The 24,389-nt window shown below is 70.4% G+C and carries 23 protein-coding genes; 13 read left to right on the forward strand and 10 right to left on the reverse strand.

All coding sequences use genetic code 11. From position 1 onward, the window contains the following. Nucleotides 1-12 precede the first annotated feature (12 nt). Nucleotides 13-771 carry a helix-turn-helix domain-containing protein gene (locus BN159_RS11785; protein ID WP_015657195.1) on the forward strand — a complete coding sequence of 253 codons (759 nt, stop codon included), beginning with the start codon at nt 13-15 and terminating at the stop codon, nt 769-771. On the opposite strand, the gene BN159_RS11790 is transcribed toward BN159_RS11785, so the two are convergent. The 3 genes from BN159_RS11790 to BN159_RS11800 all read right to left on the reverse strand — a co-directional run bounded on the left by BN159_RS11790 (nt 750) and on the right by BN159_RS11800 (nt 4,168). Beyond that, a complete protein-coding gene (locus tag BN159_RS11790) occupies nt 750-1,178 on the reverse strand; it encodes a hypothetical protein (RefSeq protein WP_015657196.1) in 429 nt (142 codons plus the stop codon). The genes BN159_RS11785 and BN159_RS11790 overlap by 22 nt on opposite strands. Nucleotides 1,179-1,348: 170 nt before the next feature. Continuing rightward, a complete protein-coding gene (locus tag BN159_RS11795; protein ID WP_051113641.1) occupies nt 1,349-2,431 on the reverse strand; it encodes a lytic polysaccharide monooxygenase in 1,083 nt (360 codons plus the stop codon). A 234-nt stretch (nt 2,432-2,665) separates the two neighbouring features. Then, nucleotides 2,666-4,168 carry a HAMP domain-containing sensor histidine kinase gene (locus BN159_RS11800; protein ID WP_015657198.1) on the reverse strand — a complete coding sequence of 501 codons (1,503 nt, stop codon included), beginning with the start codon at nt 4,166-4,168 and terminating at the stop codon, nt 2,666-2,668. A 490-nt stretch (nt 4,169-4,658) separates the two neighbouring features. Here BN159_RS11800 and BN159_RS44785 point away from each other — a divergent pair, with 490 nt between their 5' ends. From BN159_RS44785 to BN159_RS11815, 3 genes are read left to right on the forward strand one after another with little or no spacing between them, the layout of a single operon-like run. Further along, nucleotides 4,659-5,888, forward strand: a complete 1,230-nt coding sequence (locus BN159_RS44785; RefSeq protein WP_015657200.1) for a hypothetical protein — start codon at nt 4,659-4,661, stop codon at nt 5,886-5,888. A 43-nt stretch (nt 5,889-5,931) separates the two neighbouring features. After that, complete coding sequence (locus BN159_RS11810) at nt 5,932-8,016, forward strand: tetratricopeptide repeat protein (protein WP_015657201.1); 2,085 nt, start codon at nt 5,932-5,934, stop codon at nt 8,014-8,016. A 14-nt stretch (nt 8,017-8,030) separates the two neighbouring features. Continuing rightward, nucleotides 8,031-8,519 (forward strand): flavin reductase family protein, encoded by a 489-nt coding sequence (locus BN159_RS11815; RefSeq protein ID WP_015657202.1) that lies wholly within the window; start codon nt 8,031-8,033, stop codon nt 8,517-8,519. On the opposite strand, the gene BN159_RS11820 is transcribed toward BN159_RS11815, so the two are convergent. Continuing rightward, nucleotides 8,471-8,971, reverse strand: a complete 501-nt coding sequence (locus BN159_RS11820) for a helix-turn-helix domain-containing protein (protein WP_015657203.1) — start codon at nt 8,969-8,971, stop codon at nt 8,471-8,473. The two genes, BN159_RS11815 and BN159_RS11820, sit on opposite strands and share 49 nt — an antisense overlap. Nucleotides 8,972-9,152: 181 nt before the next feature. Beyond that, complete coding sequence (acnA, locus tag BN159_RS11825; protein ID WP_015657204.1) at nt 9,153-11,882, reverse strand: aconitate hydratase AcnA; 2,730 nt, start codon at nt 11,880-11,882, stop codon at nt 9,153-9,155. 208 nt (nt 11,883-12,090) lie between these two features. Between acnA and BN159_RS11830 the strand changes: the two genes are divergently transcribed. Next, nucleotides 12,091-12,789 carry a hypothetical protein gene (locus BN159_RS11830; RefSeq protein ID WP_015657205.1) on the forward strand — a complete coding sequence of 233 codons (699 nt, stop codon included), beginning with the start codon at nt 12,091-12,093 and terminating at the stop codon, nt 12,787-12,789. 136 nt (nt 12,790-12,925) lie between these two features. After that, nucleotides 12,926-14,455 (forward strand): helix-turn-helix domain-containing protein, encoded by a 1,530-nt coding sequence (locus tag BN159_RS11835; protein ID WP_015657206.1) that lies wholly within the window; start codon nt 12,926-12,928, stop codon nt 14,453-14,455. 67 nt (nt 14,456-14,522) lie between these two features. Here the strand turns inward: BN159_RS11835 and BN159_RS11840 are convergent, their stop codons facing one another. Continuing rightward, entirely contained in the window at nt 14,523-15,164 is a 642-nt protein-coding gene (locus BN159_RS11840) for a superoxide dismutase (RefSeq protein ID WP_015657207.1), read from the reverse strand. 151 nt (nt 15,165-15,315) lie between these two features. On the opposite strand from BN159_RS11840, the gene BN159_RS11845 reads away from it, so the two are divergent. Together BN159_RS11845 and BN159_RS11850 are read left to right on the forward strand one after the other, a co-directional pair. Beyond that, nucleotides 15,316-15,720 (forward strand): DUF6153 family protein, encoded by a 405-nt coding sequence (locus BN159_RS11845; RefSeq protein ID WP_015657208.1) that lies wholly within the window; start codon nt 15,316-15,318, stop codon nt 15,718-15,720. Between the two features lie 78 nt (nt 15,721-15,798). Then, complete coding sequence (locus BN159_RS11850) at nt 15,799-16,431, forward strand: DUF305 domain-containing protein (protein ID WP_015657209.1); 633 nt, start codon at nt 15,799-15,801, stop codon at nt 16,429-16,431. Nucleotides 16,432-16,506: 75 nt separating this feature from the next. Here BN159_RS11850 and BN159_RS11855 read toward each other — a convergent pair whose 3' ends face one another. Further along, nucleotides 16,507-17,574 (reverse strand): IS110 family RNA-guided transposase, encoded by a 1,068-nt coding sequence (locus tag BN159_RS11855; protein ID WP_015657210.1) that lies wholly within the window; start codon nt 17,572-17,574, stop codon nt 16,507-16,509. Between the two features lie 233 nt (nt 17,575-17,807). After that, the gene (locus BN159_RS11860) at nt 17,808-18,227 is read right to left on the reverse strand and encodes a DUF6299 family protein (protein ID WP_015657211.1); all 420 of its coding nucleotides are present in this window, start codon (nt 18,225-18,227) and stop codon (nt 17,808-17,810) included. 257 nt (nt 18,228-18,484) lie between these two features. Between BN159_RS11860 and BN159_RS11865 the strand changes: the two genes are divergently transcribed. Continuing rightward, complete coding sequence (locus tag BN159_RS11865) at nt 18,485-18,679, forward strand: DUF5999 family protein (RefSeq protein ID WP_015657212.1); 195 nt, start codon at nt 18,485-18,487, stop codon at nt 18,677-18,679. 7 nt (nt 18,680-18,686) lie between these two features. On the opposite strand, the gene BN159_RS11870 is transcribed toward BN159_RS11865, so the two are convergent. Next, on the reverse strand, nt 18,687-19,085 hold the full coding sequence (locus BN159_RS11870) for a RidA family protein (RefSeq protein ID WP_015657213.1): 399 nt from the start codon (nt 19,083-19,085) through the stop codon (nt 18,687-18,689). Further along, on the reverse strand, nt 19,082-20,212 hold the full coding sequence (locus BN159_RS11875; RefSeq protein ID WP_015657214.1) for an acyl-CoA dehydrogenase family protein: 1,131 nt from the start codon (nt 20,210-20,212) through the stop codon (nt 19,082-19,084). Before BN159_RS11875 ends, BN159_RS11870 begins: the two co-directional genes overlap by 4 nt. A gap of 146 nt (nt 20,213-20,358) precedes the next feature. Here BN159_RS11875 and BN159_RS11880 point away from each other — a divergent pair, with 146 nt between their 5' ends. The 4 genes from BN159_RS11880 to cysD all read left to right on the forward strand — a co-directional run bounded on the left by BN159_RS11880 (nt 20,359) and on the right by cysD (nt 24,389). Further along, nucleotides 20,359-21,963: an AMP-binding protein gene (locus BN159_RS11880; protein ID WP_015657215.1), complete on the forward strand. Its 1,605-nt coding sequence runs from the start codon at nt 20,359-20,361 to the stop codon at nt 21,961-21,963. Nucleotides 21,964-21,978: 15 nt separating this feature from the next. Next, complete coding sequence (locus BN159_RS11885) at nt 21,979-22,791, forward strand: PaaX family transcriptional regulator (protein ID WP_015657216.1); 813 nt, start codon at nt 21,979-21,981, stop codon at nt 22,789-22,791. Nucleotides 22,792-22,941: 150 nt separating this feature from the next. Further along, nucleotides 22,942-23,493 (forward strand): adenylyl-sulfate kinase, encoded by a 552-nt coding sequence (cysC, locus tag BN159_RS11890; protein WP_015657217.1) that lies wholly within the window; start codon nt 22,942-22,944, stop codon nt 23,491-23,493. Further along, nucleotides 23,490-24,389 (forward strand): sulfate adenylyltransferase subunit CysD, encoded by a 900-nt coding sequence (gene cysD, locus BN159_RS11895; protein ID WP_015657218.1) that lies wholly within the window; start codon nt 23,490-23,492, stop codon nt 24,387-24,389. The genes cysC and cysD overlap by 4 nt, the downstream gene beginning before the upstream one ends.

A 24,389-nucleotide genomic window follows, 5' to 3' on the forward strand; every position in this document is an offset into this window, starting at 1 on the left:
TTGAGTCATGGCATGGACTTCCCCAGCGCGCTGCGCGCACGCCGCACCCACCGCCGTATGAGCCAGCTCGATCTGGCGTCGCGGGCGGGTACGACCCAGCGGCATCTCAGCTTCATCGAGTCCGGCCGGTCGGCGCCGGGCCGGAACATGATCGTACGGCTGGCCGAGTCGCTGGAGCTGTCGTTGCGGGAGCGCAATGAGCTGCTGCTGGCGGCCGGGTACGCGCCCGTGTACCCGGAGAGCCGGCTGGACGATCCGGTGCTGGCTCCGGTGCAGGATGCGATCGAGCACATTCTGCGCGGGCATCTGCCGTATCCGGCGGTGGTCGTGGACCGGTACGGCGGTCTGATCGCCGCGAACTCCGCGCTGGACGTGGTCACCGAGGGGGCCGCCCCCGAGCTGCTGGGTCCGGGCCGGAACGTCTACCGGCTCGCGCTGCACCCCGAAGGCATGGCGCCACGCATCGTCAACCTCGCTGAGTGGGCGCGCCATATCCTCGTACGGCTGGACGGCCAGGACGAATTGCGCACCGAACTCTCCGCGTATGTACCGGAGTTGACGCCGTCCGACGCACCGCTCGGCTTCGCCGTGCCGCTGCGCCTGCGGTCCTCGTACGGCGAACTGCGCCTGATGACGACGGTGACGGCCTTCGCCACCGCCGTCGATGTGACGCTCGCCGAGCTGAAGCTCGAAGCCTTCCTGCCGGCGGACCGCGCGACGGCTGTGGCGTTGTCCGCGGCCTCCGAGAATCACGCCCCCGGGAACATGTAGTCCGTCCTGATCCGGCCGTCGTCGTCGAGTTCGAGAATCTCCAGGCCGCCGCCCAGCACCTCGCCGGTCTCGGCGAGCACCGTGTCCCAGGCGAACTTGACCAGACGGTCGAGGCGTACCGCGTCACCGGAGAGCCGGAAGGCGTAGCCCTTCTGCGCCACGAACTCCTCGTAGCTGCGGGTGACTCGGGTCTCGATGGCGTCGTATCCCTGGGCTCGGAGGGTTGGGTGGTCGAAGCCGAGGCCGGCGGCGATCTCCCGTATCTCCAGGGGCGGTTGGAGGATGTGGGTGCCGTCCTCGGACCAGAGCCGCTCGATGGCGGCGCGGCGTTCGGCGGCGTCCTTCGCATTCCATTGGGCGACGTAGTCGCGGGCCAGATCGTGCGGGTCGATGTCGATCACGGTCATCGTGGGTCTCCTTGCCGACTGCCGGGTGCTGACTTGCTTCGGAGGAGATCCTGCGACGGGCCGTCACGACCGACAATTCCCCCCAGGGAATGGCAGAGAGTGGCAGGGAATGGCACGGACCCGGTGGGCGACAGCCCACGCCCACCGGGTCCGTCCGTTCCGGAGCCCGCTCAGCCGACCCGGCAGGGCAGGGTGGTCGCCGTATCACCTCCGCTGCCGGAGACGACGTAGCCGAAGGTGGTGGACTCGCCCGGATCGAGTGAGCCGTTCCAGTTCGCGTTGTGGACCATCACGGCCTGGCCGTTGTACGTCGGGGTGCCGTTCCAGAGGCTGTCGACGCGCTGGCCGGTCGGGAGGGTCCAGTCGACCATCCAGCCGAGCATCGGGACGTCGCCGGAGTTGGTGACGGTGACCTCGGACTGGTAGCCGCCGCTCCAACTGCCCGTGGTCCTGCGGGTGGCGGTGCAGGTGCCGGGGACCGGCTCGGTGGGGTTGCCGGGCTCCTTGATGCCGGTGACCTCGCCGTTGCCGCCGTCGAAGACGATGTCGGAGCAGGAGTAGAAGGTCTCGGCGCTGTCGGAGCGCTGCCAGACCATGTAGACGATGTGGCGGCCCGACTTGTTCGCCGGAAGCTGCCCGGTCCAGGAGTAGTTGGCCTCGACCGTGCCCGGGGACCCGTTGAGCGGCGGGTGGTCCACGCTCAGGAAGGGTTGCTCCTCCATGTCGTCCCAGGTGAGGGCCTGGGTCGGGTCGAAGCCGTCCTTGGTGATGTAGACGTAGAACCAACCCGGGTGCGCGGCCCAGGCGTTGTAGGAGAAGTCGACGGTCGCACCCGAGGTGAGGTGGGTGAGCGGCCAGTCGTTGCGGGGCTGGTTGAAGCCGGTGAAGTTGGAGTTGCCGCCGCTGCACAGCTCGCCGTCCGGCACGAAGCCGCGGGTGCGGCCGGCGCCGTCGGAACGGAGCACCGAGAACCAGTTGTAGAACGGGGTCGTCCCGCTGACCTGCTGCGCCGCCTTGCAGGCCGGGTTGACCGGCTTGATCTCACCGGTGTCGGTCAGCCCGTCCTGCCAGCACAGAAACGTACGGCTGCCCGGCTTCATGGGCGTACCGTGCGCCTCCGCCTCGGTCCCGGCGGACATCACGAGCGCGAGGGCCGGGATCGTGGCGAGCAGGGAGACCAGGACGAGGAAGAGGGCCTTGGTGCGCAGGGTGAGCGCTAATCGGCGTGGGGGGTTGTCGGGCGCGGAGCCCATCGTCGGTGGTGTCAGGATCATGACAGTTCAGTCCATCCATCAGGTACGGGCCGAGCGGCATGTGCGTGCGGATGGGTGGGGCGGGAGCGGTCCTGCGGGGCGGGTTCCGGTCCACCGAATGTGGGAGCGCTCCCACCTCACTTGAATCGGAAAGTAGCGCCATGGGGCGCGGTTGTAAACGGCTGGCGCAGACGCGTCACACGACCCTCTGGATCGGCGCCGCCGGAATGACCCTCAGCGCACTGCCGACGTTTCTGTCCAGGACCCCCTCACCTCGCTCGCCAACACCTCCCCCGCCAACGGCAGTCGTACGGTGAACTCCGTTCGGCCCGGTTCGCTCTCCACGTCGATGCGGCCGCCGTGGGCCGCGGTGATCGCCGCGACGACGGCCAGGCCCAGGCCGGTGCCGCCCGTGGCGCCGGGGGTGCGGGAGCGGGAGGCATCGGCTCGGGTGAAGCGTTCGAAGACCGTGGGGAGGAGGGTGGGCGGGATTCCGGGGCCGTCGTCCGTGACGCGGACGACGACGTCGGTGCCCCGTGTCTCCACCGTGGCGACGACCCGCGTGCCCGCGGGGGTGTGCACGCGCGCGTTGGCCAGGAGGTTGGCGACCAGTTGGTGGAGGCGGGCCTCGTCGCCGGTGACCAGGGCGGGGGTGTCGGCGTGCAGGGCGAGCCGCCAGTCGTGGCCGTCGCCGCCCGCGGCCCGTGCGCCCCACACCGCCTCGGCGACCAGTGCCGCCAGGTCCACCTCCGCGGAGTGCGGTGGACGCCCCTCGTCCAGCCGGGCCAGCAGCAGGAGGTCCTCGACCAGGCCCGTCATCCGGGCGGACTCGGCAAGGACGCGCCGCCAGGCCAGTGCCGGTTCGATCCGGTCGGCGCCGCGGTTCATCAGCTCCGCGTAGCCCGCGATGGAGGCGAGCGGGGTGCGCAGTTCATGGCTGACGTCGGCGAGGAAGCGGCGCATGCGCTCCTCTGCCCGGCGGCGTTCGGTGAGCGATGACTCGACGTGGTCCATCATGCGGTTGAGCGCCGCGCCCAACTGACCGGCCTCACTGCCGGGGTCGGTGTCGCGCTCCGGGACCCGGGTGAGGGCGGTGGCCTCACCGCGGTCCAGCGGGGCTCGGGAGACCTCGGCGGCGATGGTGGCGACCCGGCCGAGCGGGCGCAGTTGGCGCCGGATCACGACCGCGCTCACGCCTCCGGCGACGACCAGTCCCGCGGCGGCCACTACGGACCCGGTGAGCATCAAGTCGCTGATCATCCGCTGTACGTCCGCCATCGGCAGTCCGGTCAGCACCTGCACGCCGTCGCCGGCACCGGAGAGCACGGTGACCCGGTACGTGCCCAGGCCAGGGACGGTCCGAGTGTGCCGCGTGCCGTCGGCCCGGATGTCCGACAGCGCGGCTCGCTGGGCAGCCGTGAGGTGCTTGGGGGCGGTGGCGTCCTGACTGACCACGGCCGCGGAGAGGATGCCGCCGTCCTCGTCGAGTCGGGCGGCGAGCAGGCCCGCGGAGTGGCCGGTCGCGTCGAGGTAGCCGAGACCGTCGGGGTCGAGCCGGGCCTCGTCGAGGCTGTGCTCAGCGGCCTCGGTGACCCGGTCGTCGAAGTTGCCCAGCAGCGTGGCGCGTTGCACATAGGCAGTGGTGAAGGCCATCGCCGCGCACACCACTACGAGGGTGGCGCTGATGAGGAGCAGCAGGCGGGCGCGGAGGGAGCGGGCGCGCGGTCGGTGGGTCATCCGCCGTCCTCAAGTCCGCGCACGATGTGGCGCATCGGGACCCCAGCTTCCAGACATGTCCCGATCCTGTCCCCGTCCGCTGGGGGAATCCTGTGTTCCACCTGAGCTGCGCCGATGTCCTGCGCGCGGGCCGTGGTCGGTCGTTGTTCCGCGGAGGTTCGGCCACCGGTCCCGGATGGGCGCGCGGTCGTTCGGCGGGCCGTCGACCAGCGCGGATCGCTGCTAGAAACGGCGGTCGGGTCGCCGCTCCGGTGGCGTCCTCGACCGTCCGAACACCGTCCTGCTGAAAGGGAGAACACCGTGAAGAAGGTCATCAAGCCCGCCCCGGTGAAGAAGATCGCGGTTCGCAAGGCGGGCCCGATCCGGCTGACGAGCGCCTGCTCCTCGTACTCGACGTTCGTCTTCTGATCGGTGCCTGCCGACCAGTGACCGACACCCCTGTGCGCGGCCGTGTCCCGGCCGCGCACAGGCTCAGGCCGTGGGGAGGGCCATGGACATCACCGATGCGCACGACACGGCTCGGCAGCCGGCACTCGACGAGCGCGTCCCGTTCCATCATCTGACCTTCGTCGCCGAGGGCCCCGACGAGATCGTCGTGGGCCGCCCCGACACCGACGACTACGCCGTCCTGCCGGCCGACGGCACCGCGCTGCTGCGGCGCCTGATCGACGGCGCCACACCCCGGCAGGCCGCGCAGTGGCACGAGGAGACCTACGGCGAGCCGATCGACATCGAGGACTTCCTGGACACCTTGCTCGAACTCGGCTTCGTGGCCGGGCAACAGGGGGAGGACATGGCCCCCGCACCGACCGGCCCCGTCTCCTTCCGCCGGCTCGGCCGCGCGGTGTTCGCACCGGCCGCTTGGGCGGCGTACGCCCTCCTCGTGCTCGCCACGGTCGTCGCGCTCGTACGGGAGCCCGCGCTGCGCCCGGATCCGGGCCAGGTGTTCTTCACCGACTCCCTGCTGACCGTGCAACTCGTGCTGCTCGTCGGGCAGACGGCCGGCATCGCGTGGCACGAGGCGTTCCATGTGCTCAGCGGGCGGCGGCTCGGGCTGCCCTGCCGGCTCTCGGTGGGGCGCCGGATGTACTTCATCGTGTTCGAGACGACCCTCAAGGGGCTGCTCGGGGTGGAGAAGCGCCGCCGCTATCTGCCGTTCCTGGCGGGCATGGTGGGCGATGTCCTCATGTATTGCGGGCTGACCTTGTACGCGGCCGCCGCACACAACGCGGACGGTGAACTCGGCGTCACCGGGCGGCTGGCGCTTGCGCTGGCCTTCCTGACGATCCTCCGCTTCACCTGGCAGTTCTATCTCTTCCTCCGCACCGACCTGTACTTCCTCATCGCCTCCGCGCTCGGCTGCCACGATCTACACGGGGCCACCGACGCCCGGCTGCGCAACCGCGCGCGGCGCCTGGCCCGCCGTGCTCCGGTGCTCGACGAGAGCGCGTGGAGCGACCGGGACCGGCAAGTGGCGCGCTGGTACGAGCCGTTCTACGTCGCGGGCGCGCTGGTGCTCACCGCCACCGTCGTCGCCGCGCTCACCCCGATCGCCGTCGAGTTCGTCGAGCGGGTCTGGGAGGGCACGGTCGACGGCACGTGGGGCGTGCGCTTCTGGGACAGCGCGATCTCCGCCGCCTCCGCCTTCGTCCCGCTCGGCATCCTCCTCGCCCTGGGCATCCGCGACCGCCTGCGCGCCCGCCGTACGACCTCCCTCTGAAGCCCCACACCGGCCGCACCCTCTTACGGAAGGACCCAAGCCCATGCCCTCGCCCGAATCTGCCCCCCGCCACCTGCGGATCCGCGGCGACCGCGCCCCGGACCGGGACCGCGCCGCCCGGGCGCTGCTGCCCGCCGACGCCGTCCGGGTGGACTGCCACCGCCGTCTGCGCGGCCCGTACACGGGGCTCGGCGGAATGCTGCGCGCGCTCGTGCCGTCGGTCTTCGCCCGGCGCCCGGACCTCGTCCGCGACCACCAGGTCGAGATCCTCACCGCCGCCCCCGAGTTGCACGCGCTGCTCGAAGCGGAGCCGGAGACGCTGACCCGGCTGGCCGTGGGCGAGGAGCGGACCCGCTTCTACAGCGAGGCGCGCAGCCGTCGTACGCCGCACGGGATCGTGGAGTTCCTGAAGGAGTGCCGGGCGGACCGGGAGGCTCCGGCCGGTCCGCTCACCGTGTTCTTCGACAACGCCCACGAGGCCGACGCGACCGACCGCGAGTGCCTGGCCATCATGCTGCGCCGATGCGATCCGCGCGCCGTACGCCTGCTCGTCGGGACGGGCCGGGGCCACTTGCCGGGTGAGTTGGGCACCGCCGTGGGCCGGTACGCGGACACCCTCGACGCCGATCCCGCCGACGAGGGGCCGGCGCGCACCCCGGACGAGCTGTGGCAGGCGTACATCGCCTCGGACGGCACCAGCGACGATCCGGCCGAGCTGGCAGCCTGGCAGGACGCCGAACCGGCCACCCGGGCCGCCGCGCACGACGCGCGCGCCGACGTACTGGAGGCGGACGGCGCCGTCGGGCACACGCTGGGCGCGATCCCCTTCCACCGCGAGCACGGCACCGACCCGACCGGGGCCGGGACCGCCGCGCTGCGCCGGGCCCTGGACTACTGCGTCGACCTCGGCTTCTACGCCGCCGCCGCGGACCTCGGCCTGCGCGGCTACGCGCTGACCGACCCGGACACCAGGCAGGTGGAGTACTGCCACTTCGCCGCGAAGGCCGCGCTCGCGCTGATCTCGCTCGGCCGGGCCCACCGCGCCAAGGAGCTGTACACCGAGCTGCGCGGCCGGTATCCGCTGCCCCGGGTCCACATGTCGACGAGCTACAACATGGCGATGCTGTACACCCGGTTCCTGCCCAAGGAGGAGCTGGACCACCATCTGGCGCGGGCGTACGCGAGCAACGGGGTGGCCCTGGCCACGCTCACCGAGGACTTCGAGGACCGGGCGTTCTACACGGTGTTCCAGCAGAACGGCCTGGCCCTCGTGGAGATGCACCTGGGGCATCTCACCACGGCCCTGAAGCTGGTGGCCGAGGGAGTCGACCGGCTGAACCGGGAGACGCACCCGGACAAGTACCGGCTGCACAAGTCCGTGCTCATCCACAACCGGGCCAACGTCTACGCCGGCATGGGCATGCTCCAGGAGAGCATGGCGGACTTCGACACGGTGATCGGCCTCGATCCGCACTACCCGGAGTACTACCTGGACCGGGGCAACATGCACCGCCGCCTGGGCGACGACCAGGCCGCCCTGACGGACTACGAGACGGCGATGAAGATGGGCCCGCCGTTCCCCGAGCTGTACTACAACCGCGGTGATGTGCGGGCCGCGCGGGGCGATCTGGACGGCGCCGTCGAGGACTTCGGCTACGCGCTGGAGCTGGAGCCGGGTCATCTGGACTCGCGGATCAACCACGCCTCGCTGCTGCTGGAGTCGGGCCGCCTGGACGAGGCCGCGGCCTCCGTGGCGGAAGGGCTGGCGCTGCACCCGGACAGCGCCCATCTGCTGTGCACAGAGGGCCTGTTGGCCCTGGAGCGGGACGACGCCGACACGGCGCGGCATGCCTTCTCGGCCGCCTTGAAGGCCGACCCCGAGCTGTACCAGGCGCTGGTCAACCAGGCGGTGCTCGCCTACTCGGAGGGCGCGTACGACGAGGCGGTACGGCTACTCGGGCGGGCCTTGGAGCAGACGGGCGACGATCCCGATCTGCTGTACAACCGGGGCGCCGCCCAACTGGCCGCGGGGCGGCCTGAGCCCGCCGCAGCTGACTTCACGCGGGCCCTCGAACTCCCGGGCGCCGACCGGGAGGAGATCCTCGAACAGCTGGCCCTGTGCCGCTGAGGGAGGTGACGGCCGTGGCTGTGGACTCCGTCGCCTTCCGCCGGGCGCTGTCCCATGTGGCCACCTCGGTGTCGGTCGTGACCACCTTCGACGACCGGGGGCAGCCGTACGGCGTCACCGTAGGCTCGCTGTGCTCGCTGTCGCTCACCCCGCCGCTGGTGCTGTTCTGCCTCGACCGCGGGGGCTCGGCCCACGCGGTCGTCACGGCCGCGCGCCGGTTCGGGGTGCATGTCCTGGGCGCCGGACAGCAGCCGCTGGCCCGCAGGTTCGCCGCCCGCGGCGAGGACCGGGCGGCGGGGCTCGTCCGGGGTGAGCTGCACGGCGTGCCGATGGTCCCGGGCGCCCTGGCGACGGTGGTGTGCAGTCGGCACACGGTCGTCGAGGCGGGCGATCACAGCGTGGTGATCGGGCTGGTGGAGCACGCCGACGTCACCGACGGTGCTCCGCTGCTCTACTACGACCGCGGGTACCACACCCTGTTCGCACTGGGCTCCGGGCCCTGAGCCGGTCCGGCGCTGGTCCGCCAGGCCTCGTTCACAGCCGACGCCATACAGCCCGGGAGGGCGTGCAGGGTGTGGGCGAGCCGGGAGACCAGGCCGACGAACGGCGGTACGCGCAGCGCCGCCGGGGTGACGACGGGCGGCACGCCGTAGCGGTCGATCAGGTCCCCGACCTTGGCCCGGGCCTGCTCGCGCAGGGCGCGGTCGCGCAGCTCCCGCAGTTGCGCGGCCGCCGTGCCGAACTCCCGCTCGTAGGCGGTCAGCAGGTACTCCGGCAGGATGCGGCGGCCGCGCTCGTAGTCGAGCAGCCCGCTGTGCGAGCCGAAACCGAGCCGTCGCGCCAACGCGCGCAGGGAGAGGCCGTGTTCCAGACGGCACTGGTAGAGGGCCGCCCCCAGCAGGAGGGTGCAGTCGAGGTCGGAGCCGCGCGGAGTCTCGCCGGACTTGCGGACCATGTCCACCCCCGTGAATGCCCGCTGGTCAGTGCGGCACGGTGGAGTATGGCAATCCTGTGAAGATTCGTCATGAGACCGTGGCGGGAATGGCCGTAAACCGCTATCGCCGTCCGGAAAGACGCGGAGGGCCGCATCCCCGGTCGTACCGGAGATGCGGCCCTCGACTGCGTTACCGGACCGCTTACTTGCGGATCAGGTTGCGCAGCACGTACTGCATGATGCCGCCGTTGCGGTAGTAGTCGGCCTCACCGGGGGTGTCGATGCGGACGACCGCGTCGAACTCGACGCCCGTGTCGGTGGTGACCTTCACCGTGCTCGGGGTGGTGCCCTCGTTCAGCTCGGTGATGCCGGTGATGGAGAAGGTCTCCTCGCCGGTCAGGCCCAGCGAGTCGGCGTTCTGGCCGGCCGGGAACTGGAGCGGCAGGACGCCCATGCCGATGAGGTTCGAGCGGTGGATGCGCTCGTACGACTCGGTGATGACGGCCTTGACGCCGAGGAGCGCGGTGCCCTTGGCGGCCCAGTCGCGGGACGAGCCGGAGCCGTACTCCTTGCCGCCCAGGATGACCAGCGGGGTGCCGGCGGCCTGGTAGTTCTGCGAGGCGTCGTAGATGAACGACACCGGGGCACCTCCTTCACCTTCGGCGGACCGGGTGAAGTCGCGGGTGTAGCCGCCCTCGGTGCCCGGCGCGATCTGGTTGCGCAGGCGGATGTTGGCGAACGTGCCACGGATCATGACCTCGTGGTTGCCTCGGCGCGAGCCGTAGCTGTTGAAGTCGCGGCGCTCGACGCCGTGCTCCGTGAGGTACTTGCCGGCCGGGGTGTCGGCCTTGATGGCACCGGCCGGGGAGATGTGGTCGGTGGTGACCGAGTCGCCCAGCTTGGCCAGGACACGTGCGCCCGCGATGTCGGAGACCGGGGTGGTCTCCATCGTCATGCCCTCGAAGTAAGGGGGCTTGCGGACGTACGTGGACTCGGCGTCCCACTCGAAGGTGTTGCCGGTCGGGATCGACAGCGCCTGCCACTGGGCGTCGCCGGCGAACACGTCCTGGTACGACTTCGAGAACATGTCCTCGCCGATCGCGTTCGCGACGACGTCGTTGACCTCGGCCTCGGTCGGCCAGATGTCCTTGAGGAAGACCGGCTTGCCGTCCTGGTCGGTGCCGAGCGCCTCGGTGGTGATGTCCACCTTCATGGAGCCGGCCAGGGCGTACGCGACGACCAGCGGCGGGGACGCCAGGTAGTTCATCTTGACGTCGGGGTTGATCCGGCCCTCGAAGTTGCGGTTGCCGGAGAGCACCGAAGTCACGGCCAGGTCGTGGTCGTTGACGGCCTTGGAGACCTCCTCGGGCAGCGGGCCCGAGTTGCCGATGCAGGTGGTGCAGCCGTAGCCGACGAGGTTGAAGCCGACCTTGTCGAGGTAGGGGGTGAGCCCGGCCTTGTCGAAGTAGTCGGTGACGACCTTCGAGCCCGGGGCGAGGGTGGTCTTGACCCACGGCTTGCGGGTCAGGCCCTTCTCGACGGCCTTCTTCGCGACGAGCGCGGCGGCGACCATCACGTACGGGTTCGAGGTGTTGGTGCAGGAGGTGATGGCCGCGACCGTCACCGCACCGTGGTCGATCGTGTAGGTCGAGCCGTCGGGGGCGGTGACCTCGACCGGGTTCGACGGGACACCGTTGGAGACGGCCGGGGCGTCGGAGGCCGGGAAGGACTCCTCACCCGCCTCGTCGGCGGTGGCGACGTAGTTGCGGACGTCCTGGGCGAACTGCGCGGCGGCGTTCGCGAGGACGATGCGGTCCTGCGGGCGCTTCGGGCCGGCGATCGACGGGACGACGGTGGAGAGGTCGAGCTCCAGCTTCTCGGAGAAGTCGGGCTCGGCGGCCGGGTCCAGCCAGAGGCCCTGCTCCTTGGCGTACGCCTCGACGAGCGCGACCTGCTGGGCGGAACGGCCGGTGAGCTTGAGGTAGTTCAGCGTCTCCCCGTCGATCGGGAAGATGGCAGCCGTCGAACCGAACTCGGGCGACATGTTGCCGATGGTGGCGCGGTTCGCGAGCGAGGTGGCGGCGACGCCCTCACCGTAGAACTCGACGAACTTGCCGACGACGCCGTGCTTGCGCAGCATCTCGGTGATCGTGAGCACCAGGTCGGTGGCGGTGGTGCCCGGCTTGAGCTCACCGGTCAGCTTGAAGCCGACGACGCGCGGGATGAGCATCGAGACCGGCTGGCCGAGCATCGCGGCCTCGGCCTCGATACCGCCGACGCCCCAGCCCAGGACGCCCAGGCCGTTGACCATCGTGGTGTGCGAGTCGGTGCCGACGAGGGTGTCGGGGTAGGCCTGGCCGCCTCGGACCATGACCGTACGGGCCAGGTGCTCGATGTTCACCTGGTGGACGATGCCGGTGCCCGGCGGGACGACCTTGAAGTCGTCGAAGGCGGTCTGACCCCAGCGCAGGAACTGGTAGCGCTCCTTGTTGCGGCCGTACTCCAGCTCGACGTTCTGCGCGAACGCGTCGTTGGTGCCGAACTTGTCGGCGATGACGGAGTGGTCGATGACCATCTCGGCCGGGGAGAGCGGGTTGATCTTGTTCGGGTCGCCGCCGAGCTCCTTGACGGCCTCACGCATGGTGGCGAGGTCGACGACACAGGGCACACCGGTGAAGTCCTGCATGATCACACGGGCGGGCGTGAACTGGATCTCCTGCGCCGGCTGGGCCTGCGAGTCCCAGTTGCCGAGCGCGCGGATGTGGTCGGCGGTGATGTTGGCGCCGTCCTCGGTGCGGAGCAGGTTCTCCAGCAGCACCTTCAGGCTGTACGGAAGGCGGGCCGAGCCTTCCACCTTGTCCAGCCGGAAGATCTCGTACGACTCGTCGCCCACGCGCAGCGTGCTGCGGGCGTCGAAGCTGTTCGCCGACACGACAGTCTCCTTCTTTGATGTGCGCGTTCCCACCGCATCCTGCCGCCACGCCGACTTGGCCGATCCGCTGAGGTCAGGCTAAGTTAGGTAACCCTTACCAGGGGGGCGGCTGTGGTACGCCTCGGCAGATATCTCGATGTCGAGATAACTCTAGTACATGGGGCCGGGATGGTCATGCCCGGCCTCACTGTGATGTCCTTCTTCGACCATGAAGCGAGGCGATTTCCATCGGCATGCCAGCGGCTGGACGGCGTGGGTACCGCTGCCGAAGACCGCATGGACGCGACTGCGTCCCGGGCGCGCCCCACTGCGCTGTCCCCTGCTGACCGACGCCGACCTGGCGCGCGCCGCCTGGACGGCGACCCATCTCCCAGAGCTCTTCGCCGCGCTCCGGCACGCGGTGTGCGCGCACCACGAGGGCTTCCCGGAGGGCCTCGACGTACGCGCCGTCCACATCCACCCGGTCTCCCGGGACGGCATACCGTACGTCGGCGTCGAGTTCCGCGATCTCGGCGTCGCCCTGCACGGTAGCCGGGTGGTGGACCTCGGCGGACCCGAAGTGGCCACCGACCGCCGGATCGCGGAACACGACGCCGCCGATCCGCGCACCGGTGTGGACGAGGCACTTTTCGGACACTGGAGCAGCATCCCCTTCGACTACGGCGTGATGGAGTGCTCGGAGTTCGAGTTGCGCGCCAACGGAGAGGGCTGGAGCAATCTCACCAACACCCTCGGGGACAGCTTCACCCGGCTGACCTGGCGGTGCCCGGAGCCCGGGCTGCTGGAGCTGCGGACGGAGGACGGGGCGGTGTCCCGGCACGCGTACCTGGTCACCGGCGACCCGGTGCCGACGGTCGCCTTCGAGGAACCGGTGGAGTTCTGCCATCAGTTCGCCCGGACGGGGTAGGCGAGGGGCAGCGCGGCTCCGCAGCGACATCGAACACACTGTCCGATATCGATGGATTCGCCCGGACCTTGACGGTCTGTCACCCGAATGACCCCCTCAGGAGGCGCCATCTCATATCTGAGATAGCCTCAACCCCATGGCAGACGACTACCTCGTACGTATCGGCAAGCTCATCCGTGACGCCCGGCAACACCGTGGCTGGACACAGACGCAGCTGGCCGAGGCGCTCGGCACCTCCCAGAGCGCCGTCAATCGGATCGAGCGCGGCAATCAGAACATCAGCCTTGAGATGATCGCCCGAATCGGTGAAGCCCTGGACAGCGAAATCGTCTCTCTGGGCTATGCGGGCCCGATGCATCTGCGGGTGGTGGGCGGCCGTCGGCTGTCCGGCGCGATCGATGTGAAGACGAGCAAGAACGCGTGCGTGGCCCTGCTGTGCGCCTCGCTGCTCAACAAGGGGCGCACGGTGCTGCGCCGGGTGGCCAGGATCGAGGAGGTCTACCGTCTGCTGGAGGTCCTCCAGTCCATCGGCGTGCGCACCCGCTGGATCAACGACGGGGTCGACCTCGAACTGGTGCCGCCGGCCGAGCTGGACATGGCCGCCATCGACGCCGAGGCCGCCGTCCGCACCCGCTCCATCATCATGTTCCTCGGCCCGCTGCTGCACCGCATGGACAGCTTCAAGCTGCCCTACGCCGGCGGCTGCGACCTCGGCACGCGCACCATCGAACCGCACATGATCGCGCTGCGCCGGTTCGGCCTGGACATCGCGGCGACCGAGGGCCTGTACCACGCCCAGGTGGACCGGGCGATCTCCCCCGACCGTCCGATCGTGCTGACCGAGCGCGGGGACACGGTGACGGAGAACGCGCTGCTGGCGGCGGCCAGGCACGACGGTGTGACGACGATCCGCAACGCCTCCTCCAACTACATGGTCCAGGACCTGTGCTTCTTCCTGGAGGCGCTCGGCGTCAAGGTCGAGGGCATCGGCACCACCACGCTGACCGTGCACGGCGTGCCCACCATCGACGTGGACGTCGACTACTCCCCCTCCGAGGACCCGGTCGAGGCGATGAGCCTGCTGGCCGCGGCGGTGGTGACGGAGTCGGAGCTGACGGTGCGCCGGGTGCCCATCGAGTTCCTGGAGATCGAGCTCGCGGTCCTGGAGGAGATGGGCCTCGACCACGACCGCACGCCCGAGTACTTCGCGGACAACGGCCGTACCCGCCTGGTGGACCTCACCGTCCGACCCTCCAAGCTCGAAGCGCCGATCGACAAGATCCACCCCATGCCCTTCCCGGGCCTGAACATCGACAACGTCCCGTTCTTCGCGGCCATCGCGGCGGTGGCCTCGGGCAAGACCCTGATCCACGACTGGGTCTACGACAACCGGGCGATCTACCTGACGGACCTCAACCGCCTCGGCGGCCGCCTCCAGTTGCTCGACCCCCACCGCGTCCTGGTCGAGGGCCCCACCCGCTGGCGCGCCGCCGAAATGATGTGCCCCCCGGCCCTGCGCCCCGCGGTGGTCGTCCTGCTGGCGATGATGGCCGCCGAGGGCACGTCGGTGCTCCGCAACGTCTACGTCATCAACCGCGGCTACGAGGACCTCGCCGAGCGCCTGAACTCGATCGGCGCGCAGATCGAAATCTTCCGGGACATCTGAGCCGCCCCACACACAGCGACAGCAGGGCTCCCGCAGGCATCCGGCCTGCGGGAGCCCTGCTGCTCCGTCACGGTGCGAGCAGCAGGCTGTCGCCGCGTTCCTTGGCGGCGGCGTAGCGCCGGGCCACGTCCTGCCAGTTGACGACCTTCCACATGGCCTCGATGAAGTCGACCTTCTGGTTCCTGTACTGGAGATAGAAGGCGTGCTCCCAGGCGTCGAAGACCAGGATCGGGGTCGAGCCCTGGCCGACGTTGCCCTGGTGGTCGTAGACCTGCTCGACGATGAGGCGGCCGCTCAGCGGCTCGTACGCCAGCACACCCCAGCCCGACCCCTGGGTCGTGGCCGACGCCTTGGAGAGCTGGGCCTTGAACCTGTCGTAGGAGCCGAAGGACTCGGCGATGGCGGCCGCGAGCTCGCCGGCGCCGTCCTTCTCCAGTGGCTCGCCGCCGCCGTCACCGGTCATGTTGTGCCAGTAGACCGAGTGCAGGATGTGGCCGGAGAGGTGGAAGGCCAGGTTCTTCTCCAGACCGTTGATCGAGCCCCACGCCTCCTTGTCCCGCGCCTCGGCGAGTTGCTCCAGCGTGTCGTTCGCGCCCTTGACGTATGCCGCGTGGTGCTTGTCGTGGTGCAGTTCGATGATCTCGGGGCTGATCACCGGGGCCAGCGCCGAGTAGTCGTACGGAAGCTCCGGGAGCGAGTAAACCGGCATGTCCAACGTCCTCCGACGTTATTGCGAATGATGTGCAGCTGCACGCTAACAGCAAGAGTGGCATCCGTGGGGTTCGGAGTGCGCCGGGCATCCCGTTGGGTAATGTCGGACAGGACGCGACAGGGCGGACGGTCTACGGCGGGAATCCGGGATGCGGGCAAGCAGGTACGTACGCGCAGGAGGTGCCCTCGGGCAGCTGCTGCTCGTCGTCGTGCTCGCGCTCGGGGTGTTCGTGATGCACACCGTGGGACATCCCGAGGACTCCGCTCATGAAGGGATGCGGAGCACGTCCCATGCCGCGCCGCCCATGGAGCATCCGGCGACGGACGAACCCGCGGGGTCATCCACCCACGAGCCCGCCATGCCTATGGACATGGCCTCGCTGTGCGTGGCCGTGCTGTTCGGCGCGTGGGTGCTCGCCGCGCTGCTGAAGTCGGCGTTCACCCGGCACGGGGAGTGGCTGGCGCGGCTGCTCGCCCAGGTCGCCGCCGTACTGCGGCCCAATCCCCCGCCTCGCGGCCCCGATCTCACCCAGCTGTCGGTTCTGCGGCAATAGGCCGGTTCCTTCCACGGGCGTCAGCCCGTGACTCGGCATGCCCGGAAGGACAGAACCACACACAAAGTGAGATCACCCATGAATGCAGTCAAGCGCGGCCTCGCCGCGGCCGGACTCGTCACCGTCGGCGCCCTGTTCCTCGCGGCCTGCGGGGACGACGACATGGACGCGATGGAGCACGGCAGCTCGGCGTCCAAGTCGGCGGAGGCCGAGGCGGGGACGGAGACCGGGGCCGGTGGCTTCAATGACGCCGACGTCGCCTTCGCCCAGATGATGATCCCGCACCACGAACAGGCCCTGGAGATGGCGGAGCTGGCCGACGGCCGGGCCGCCGACGCGGAGGTCAAGGACCTCGCCGGGAAGATCGAGAAGGCCCAGGATCCCGAGATCCGGACGATGAAGGGCTGGCTGAAGGAGTGGAACCAGCCGGTCGCGGCGGAGTCCATGCCGGGCATGGACCACGGCTCCGGCCACGGCGGTGACGGCATGATGTCCGACACGGACATGACGGAGCTCAAGGCCCTCAAGGGCACTGCGTTCGACAAGGCCTTCGCCGAGATGATGATCGAGCACCACAACGGCGCGATCAGCATGGCCGAGGACGAGCGGAAGAACGGCGAGAGCGCCGACGCCAAGAAGATGGCCGAGGCCATCGTCGAGGGCCAGTCGGCCGAGGTCGAGCAGCTTCAGGACATCGTCGACCGGCTCTGAGTACAGCGGGACCGGGGCCGGAGAGGCTTTCCTCTCCGGCCCCGGTCCGGGTGCGGGTGAAGCTCCTATAGATCGTCAAGTGGTCTGGATGAGGTGTTCGGTTGTGATCCGTGGGTGGGGCAGGTGCTTGTAGACCTCACGGGCGACGAACCGTTTCAGGCAGCGGATGATGTCCTTCTTGGTCATGCCTTCGGTAGTGCGTTTGGCGACGTAGTCCCTGGTCCGCTGGTCGTAGCGCATCCGGACCAGCACGATGGTGTGCAGCGCCCTGTTGGCCTGGCGGTCGCCGCCGCGGTTGAGTCGGTGCCGGTTGGTGCGTCCCGAGGAGGCCGGGATTGGAGCGGCTCCGCACAAGTGCGCGAAGGACGCCTCCGACTTCAGGCGGTCGGGGTTGTCGCCCGCGCTGGTCAGCAGCTGGCCTGCGGTCTCCGGGCCGACGCCGGGCAGAGCGATCAGGCGCGGTGCCGCCCGGGTGACCAGCGGCCCAAGGTCCGCATCCGCCTCGGCGATCTCCTCGCAGAGCAGCTGGTAGCGGCGAGCGAGCCGTCGCAGCGTGATCTTCGCCGCGCAGACCGGATCGGCAAGGTCACCTGCCGGGCGGGAACGAGCAAGGGTGTCGACCAGTTCGCCGGTGGCCAGGCCGCGCAGCCTCTCGCGCACCGTGGCAGGGGCGGTGACGATCAGCGTGCGGATCTGGTTGATGGCCTGGGTGCGGGCCTTGACCGCCGAGCTGCGGGCCACCCGCAGGGTGCGGATGGCCTCCACGATCCCGTCGCGGGTCTTCGGGATGCCCGAGGCCCGGCCCGACAGCACGGCGGTCGCGGCGGCGTAGGCGTCGACGGGATCGGACTTGCCGTTGTCCCGCCTCGCTTTGCGATCGGGGCGGTCGACCTCGATGACCGTGACGCCGTTCGCAGTAAGGAAGCGGGCGGCTTCTGCTCCGTAGGCACCGGTACCTTCTAGGCCCACCACAAGGAGTTCACCGTGCGAGCACAGCCACTCCAGCATCTGCCGGTAGCCGTCCGGGGTGGTCTCGAACGCCCGGGTGGCCAGGTGCCGGCCCACGGTGTCGATCACTGCGGCCTGGTGCAGGTCGGTGTGGGTGTCAATGCCGCCGATGACCGCTATCTCGTCTGCTGCCATGCTGGAGCCTGCTGTCCTTCCGTACGACGCGTGAGGGAGAGCACGCGCCGGTCGGGCAGACGGACAAGACAGTGATGGGACCTTTGGCCGGGCTCCTATGAAGTCACAGACGCCCGACCGGCCACGCGCATAGCGGCTCCGCCCGGAAGGCCGACGATTCACGCCAAGGACAGCCGAAGCGCCAGTCAGTCCTTGAGTCAGACCCTCGGGCGGAGCCACAGCAATCATCACTGTCAGCCCTCGATCAACGTCACGTCCTGCTGCCGGGAGGCGTGGAAGGCGGGCAGGGGCAGGCCGGCACTGGTGTCCAGTTCCATGACGGTCGCCTCGACCTTCGCCGCGCCCGCCTCGATGGCACCCGGGGTCGGCTTGCCCGTGTTCTCCCAGCGGTGCTCCGCGCCGTCGCAGATCGCCCGCGTGCCGCCGATGCCATGGCGGATCGTGGCGTCCTGGCCGACCGAGGAGCTGACGAACACCGGTCCGGTGCCGCCGGTGCAGCGGTAGGTGCCGGAGAGGGTGACCGTGCCGTCGGCGGCGATCCGGCCGGTCGGGTCGACGGTCACCGTCTCGAAGGGGTCGGCCGGGGCGGCGGGGGCGGTGAGCAGCAGCAGGGCGGCACCGGCGGCGAGACCGAGGGCGATGCGTACGGGCATGACGGGACCTTCCGGATGAGCGGAACTCGGGGGCTCCAACCAGTACCGGGCGGGCGCGCCCGCGCGCGTGATCGTCACCCCTTCGGTGGCGAGTTGGCGCCGGGCGTCCGCGTACCGTCCGGGAGTTGTCCTCGTGTTGTCACACCTCCGGCCCGCGCGTGGCGATGAGTTCACGGCGGGGGCATGGTCTACCCATACGAAGAGCTCGGACCCTGTGGATCCGGGCCATGTGGCTCCGACCTATGTGGAGGTGCGCCATGGGTGCCCACCAGACTTCGTGTTCGCTCACCGCCCCGCACGCCGCGGTCGTCGTCGCCGCCCATCCCGAGCAGGGGTGGAGCCTGCTGTGCGACGGCACGATCGTCTTCGACGACTCCGGGGAGCTGCTGCCGGACGGGCGGGTCGTCGCCCCGCACCGCGTGCCGGTCCGCCCCCTGGTGATGGCGGCCTGAAACCCCGTTACGGCAGCACCGCGAAGCCGTCCAGTTCCACCAGTGCCTGGTGGTCCCACAGGCGGACCACCTCCAGCACGGCCATCGCCGGGTAGTCCCGGCCCGCCAGCCGCCGCCAGATGACGCCCAGTTCGGGGGCGTGCGTGCGGTAGGCCGCGACATCCGTGGCGTACACCGTGACCCTGGCCAGGTCGGCCGGGGTGGCGCCGGCCGCGCGCAGGGCCGTGAGCAGGTTGGTGAGGGCCTGCTCGAACTGCTCGGGGAGGGTTTCTCCCACGACCTTGCCGTCGGCGTCGAGAGCCGTCTGGCCCGCCAGGAACACCAGCCGGGTGCCGGTGGCGACCACCGCGTGCGAGAAGCCCGTGGGCGGGGAGAGTTCGGGCGGGTTGACTCGCTCGGCGGTCATCCTGAGTCCTCCAGTTCGGCGTACAACTCCTTGGCGATGATGCCGCGTTGGACCTCGCTCGCGCCCTCGTAGATGCGCGGGGCGCGGACCTCGCGGTACAGGTGCTCCAGCAGATGACCGCGGCGCAGGGCCCGCGCTCCGTGCAACTGGACGGCCTGGTCGACGACATGCTGCGCCGTCTCGGTGGCCAACAGCTTCGCCATCGCCGAGCGCCGGGGGACGTCCGGGGCGCCTTCGTCGTACGCAGTCGCCGCCGCGTAGACCATCAGCCGGGCCGCCTCCGTGCGCAGGGCCATGTCGGCGACCTGGTGGGCGACCGTCTGAAGGTCCCTCAACTTGCCGCCGAACGCGTCCCGTCGGGATGTGTGGGCGAGCGTCGCGTCCAACGCCGCCTGGGCCATGCCGACCGCGAAGGCGCCGACGCTGGGGCGGAAGAGGTTCAGGGTGCCCATCGCGACCCGGAAGCCTCGGTCGGGTTGGCCGAGGAGGTCGGCGGCCGTCACCGGGACCGCGTCGAAGGTCAGGGTGCCGATGGGGTGCGGGGAGAGCAGGTCGAGGGGGGTGCCGGTCAGGCCGGGGCGGTCGGCCGGGACCAGGAACGCGGTCACTCCCCGGGAGCCGGCGCCCGGGGTCGTCCGCGCGAAGACCGTGTAGAAGTCGGCGTCGGGGGCGTTCGAGATCCAGCACTTCTCGCCGGTGAGGCGCCAGGCGGACGGGCCGTCGGGCTCGGCGGCCAGGGACAGGGCCGCCGCGTCCGAGCCCGCCCCCGGCTCGCTCAGTGCGAACGCGGCCACCGCCCGGCCCTCGCCGACCCGGGGCAGCCAGTGCGCGCGCTGTTCCGGGGTGCCGTGGGCGTGCACCGGGTGGGCACCCAGGCCCTGGAGGGCGAGCGCGGTCTCCGCCTCGGTGCAGGCGTAGGCCAGGGACTCGCGCATCAGGCAGAGGTCCAGGGCGCCGGAGGTGAACAGGCGAGGCAGCAGGCCGAGGGCGCCCAGTTCGGCGACGAGCGGCCGGTTGACCTGGCCGGGCTCGCCCTTCTCGGCCAGCGGGCGCAGCCGCTCGGCGGCCAGCCGACGCAGTTCGGCACACCAGGCGGTCTGTTCCGGTTCGAGTGAGAATGCGGGCATCGCCGTCCTCTCTCCCCGCGGCTTGTCGAGGTGGCCGCAGAGCCGCTCACCCGACGGTATCGCGCACAGTTGACTGCCGTCACCAACACGATACGCTCGACGAGCGAGCCCACCAGGGAGCCCACCAGGCAAGGGGGCGCACCGCCATGAACCACTCGGCGCATCTCGACACCTTCGCGCGGGACCACCTCCCGCCGTCCGACCAGTGGCCCGAGCTCAGCTTCGACCTGCCGGAGCTGCACTACCCCGAACGGCTGAACTGCGCCGCCGAGCTGCTGCACGGCCCCCCGGACGACCGCCCGGCGTTCCGCACCCCGGCGGGCCCGGCCTGGACCTACGGCGAGCTGCGCGCCCGCGTCGACCGGCTGGCGCATCTGCTGACCGACGACCTCGGGGTGGTCCCGGGCAACCGGGTGCTGTTGCGCGGCCCGACCACCCCGTGGCTCGCGGCCTGCTGGCTCGCGGTGCTGAAGGCGGGCGCGGTCGCGGTGACCGTGCTGGCCCAGCAGCGCCCGCACGAGCTGCGGACGATGTGCGAGATAGCCGAGGTGGGCCACGCCCTGTGCGACATCCGCGCCGTCGACGACCTCGCCAAGGCGGAGATACCGGGCCTGCGGATCGCCACGTACGGCGGTGACTCCCCGGACGACCTGCTGCGCCGGGCGGCGCCGAGCACGCCGTACCCGGCCGTGGACACCGCCTCCGACGACGTGGCGCTGATCGCCTTCACCTCCGGGACCACCGGACGGCCCAAGGGCTGTATGCACTTCCACCGTGATGTGTTGGCGATAGCGGACACCTTCTCCAAATATGTGCTCCAGCCACATGTGGGCGATGTCTTCGCGGGCAGTCCCCCGCTCGGCTTCACCTTCGGGCTCGGCGGGCTCGTCGTCTTCCCGCTGCGCGCCGGGGCGAGCGCGCTGCTGCTCGAACAGGCCGGTCCCAAGCAACTGTTGCCGGCCGTCGCCGAGCACCGGGTGACCGTGCTGTTCACCGCGCCGACCGCCTATCGCGCGATGCTCGGCGAGCTGGACGAGTACGACGTCTCCTCGCTGCGCCGCTGTGTCTCGGCCGGGGAGAACCTGCCCGCGGCCACCTGGCGGGCCTGGCACGAGCGGACCGGGCTGCGGATCATCAACGGCATCGGCGCCACCGAGCTGCTGCACATCTTCGTCTCCGCCGCCGACGAGCACATCCGCCCCGGCACCACCGGGGTCCCGGTCCCCGGCTGGCACGCGCGCGTGGTCGACGCCGACGGCCGGGAGAAGCCCGACGGGGAGCCGGGGCTGCTCGCGGTGCGCGGACCGGTCGGCTGCCGCTATCTCGCCGACCCGCGGCAGCGGGAGTACGTGCGGCACGGCTGGAACATCACCGGCGACACCTACGTCCGGGAGAGTGACGGCTATTTCCGTTACATCGCCCGCGCGGACGACATGATCATCTCGGCCGGGTACAACATCGCGGGTCCCGAGGTCGAGGAGGCCCTGCTGCGCCACCCGGACGTGGTGGAGACCGCCGTCGTGGGCCGTCCCGACGCGGCGCGCGGCCAGATCGTGATGGCGTTCACGGTGCTCAGGCCGGGCGCCCGGCGCGACGCGGAGGCGCTGCGGGCCTTCGTACGGACGGAACTCGCGCCGTACAAGTGCCCGCGCGAGATCGTCTTCCTCGACGCGCTGCCGCGCACGGCGACCGGAAAGCTCCAGCGGTTCAAGCTGCGGGTGGCGGCCGATGCCGGGGGTGACCGGCAGTGATGCCGACGACCTAAGATGATCAACGTGTCCGACCAGCATGCACCACGGTCTCTGATCGTCACGCTCTACGGCGCCTACGGCCGCCATGTGCCCGGCCCGGTGCCCGTCGCCGAGCTGATCCGGCTGCTGTCCGCGGTCGGCGTGGACGCTCCGTCCGTGCGCTCGTCGGTGTCCCGGCTCAAGAGACGCGGGCTGCTCGTGCCCGCCCGCACGGAGGACGGCGCGGCCGGGTACGAACTCTCTCCGGACGCCCGCCAGTTGCTCGACGACGGCGACCGCCGCATCTACGCCACCGCACCCCCCGACGACGAGGGCTGGGTGCTCGCGGTGTTCTCCGTACCGGAGTCGGAGCGGCAGAAGCGGCATGTGCTGCGCTCCCGGCTGGCCGGCCTCGGCTTCGGCACCGCCGCCCCCGGCGTGTGGATCGCGCCCGCGCGGCTGTACGAGGAGACCCGGCACACCCTGGCCCGGCTGCGCCTGGAGGCGTACGTCGACTTCTTCCGCGGCGAGCACCTGGGCTTCACACCGACCGTGGAGGCCGTCACCCGCTGGTGGGACCTGGCGGCCGTCGCCAAGGAGCACGAGGCGTTCCTCGACCGCCACGCGCCCGTGCTGCACGACTGGGAGCAGCGCTCGGACACCCCGCCCGAGGAGGCGTACCGCGACTATCTCCTCGCCCTGGACTCCTGGCGCCACCTGCCCTACGTCGATCCCGGGCTGCCCGCCCGGCTGCTCCCCGAGGACTGGCCGGGCGTGCGGTCGGCGGCGGTGTTCCGGGCGCTGCACGAGCGGCTGCGGGACGCGGGGGCGGGGTTCGCCGGGCTCTGAGACCGGCCGGGACCAGGGCCCGATCATGGCGTGATCCCGCCCACATCATGCGTCACTCAGACAACCCTCAGCTCGTTCCGTCCCTCTTCTCAGATTCCTTACCTAGCGTGCTGCGAGTTGTATGCCGGGTAAGGAAGAGGACTGGTGCGCATGACCACCACGGCAAGGGCTCAGGGAGCCACGATCTGGCTCACGGGACTGCCGAGCGCGGGCAAGACGACGATCGCCCGCCTGCTCGGGGACCGGCTGAAGGCCGAGGGACATCGCGTGGAGGTCCTCGACGGCGACGAGATACGCCGGTTCCTCTCCGCGGGCCTGGGCTTCTCCAAGGAGGACCGCAACACCAACGTGCAGCGCATCGGCCTGGTCTCCGAGGTGCTGGCCCGCAACGGCGTCCTGTCCGTGGTCCCGGTGATCGCCCCCTACGCCGACAGCCGCGAGGCCGTACGGGCCCGCCACGCGGTGAGCGGGACGCCGTACGTCGAGGTGCATGTCGCCACTCCGGTCGAGGTGTGCAGCGAACGGGACGTGAAGGGGCTGTACGCCAAGCAGGCGTCGGGCGAGCTGTCCGGGCTGACCGGCGTCGACGACCCCTACGAGCCGCCGGTGGACCCGGCACTGGTGCTGCGGACGCAGGAGCAGAGCCCGAGCGAGTCCGCGGACGCCGTGTACGCCGCGCTGGCGGAGCGGGGGCTGGTGTGAGTTTCGGCCATTCTCATCTGGACGCGCTCGAGTCCGAGTCGGTGCACATCTTCCGCGAGGTGGCGGGCGAGTTCGAGCGGCCGGTGATCCTTTTCTCCGGCGGCAAGGACTCCATCGTCATGCTGCACCTGGCGCTGAAGGCGTTCGCGCCCGCGCCGGTGCCCTTCTCACTGCTGCACGTCGACACCGGGCACAACTTCCCCGAGGTGCTCGACTACCGGGACCGTGTGGTGGCGGCACATGGGCTGCGGCTCCATGTGGCGTCCGTACAGGACTACATCGACCGGGGTGTGCTGCGCGAACGTGCCGACGGGACGCGGAATCCGCTCCAGACGGTGCCGCTCACGGAGAAGATCCAGGGCGAGCGCTTCGACGCGGTGTTCGGCGGCGGTCGCCGGGACGAGGAGAAGGCGCGGGCGAAGGAGCGGGTGTTCTCGCTGCGCGACGAGTTCTCGCAGTGGGACCCTCGGCAGCAGCGGCCCGAGCTGTGGAATCTGTACAACGGGCGGCACGCGCCTGGTGAGCATGTGCGGGTGTTCCCGCTGTCGAACTGGACCGAGCTGGACGTCTGGCAGTACATCGCCCGTGAGGGCATCGAGCTGCCGGAGATCTACTACGCCCATCACCGTGAGGTGTTCGCGCGGGGCGGGATGTGGCTGACCGCGGGTGAGTGGGGCGGGCCCAAGGCCGGGGAGACCGTCGAGAAGCGACAGGTCCGCTATCGGACGGTCGGCGACATGTCCTGCACCGGCGCGGTGGACTCCGACGCCGACACCATCGAGAAGGTGATCGCCGAGATCGCCGCGTCGCGACTGACCGAGCGAGGGGCGACCCGGGCGGACGACAAGCTGTCCGAGGCCGCGATGGAAGACCGTAAGCGCGAGGGGTACTTCTAA

Origin of the sequence: Streptomyces davaonensis JCM 4913, from assembly GCF_000349325.1 — a bacterium.
GTDB lineage: Bacteria > Actinomycetota > Actinomycetes > Streptomycetales > Streptomycetaceae > Streptomyces > Streptomyces davaonensis.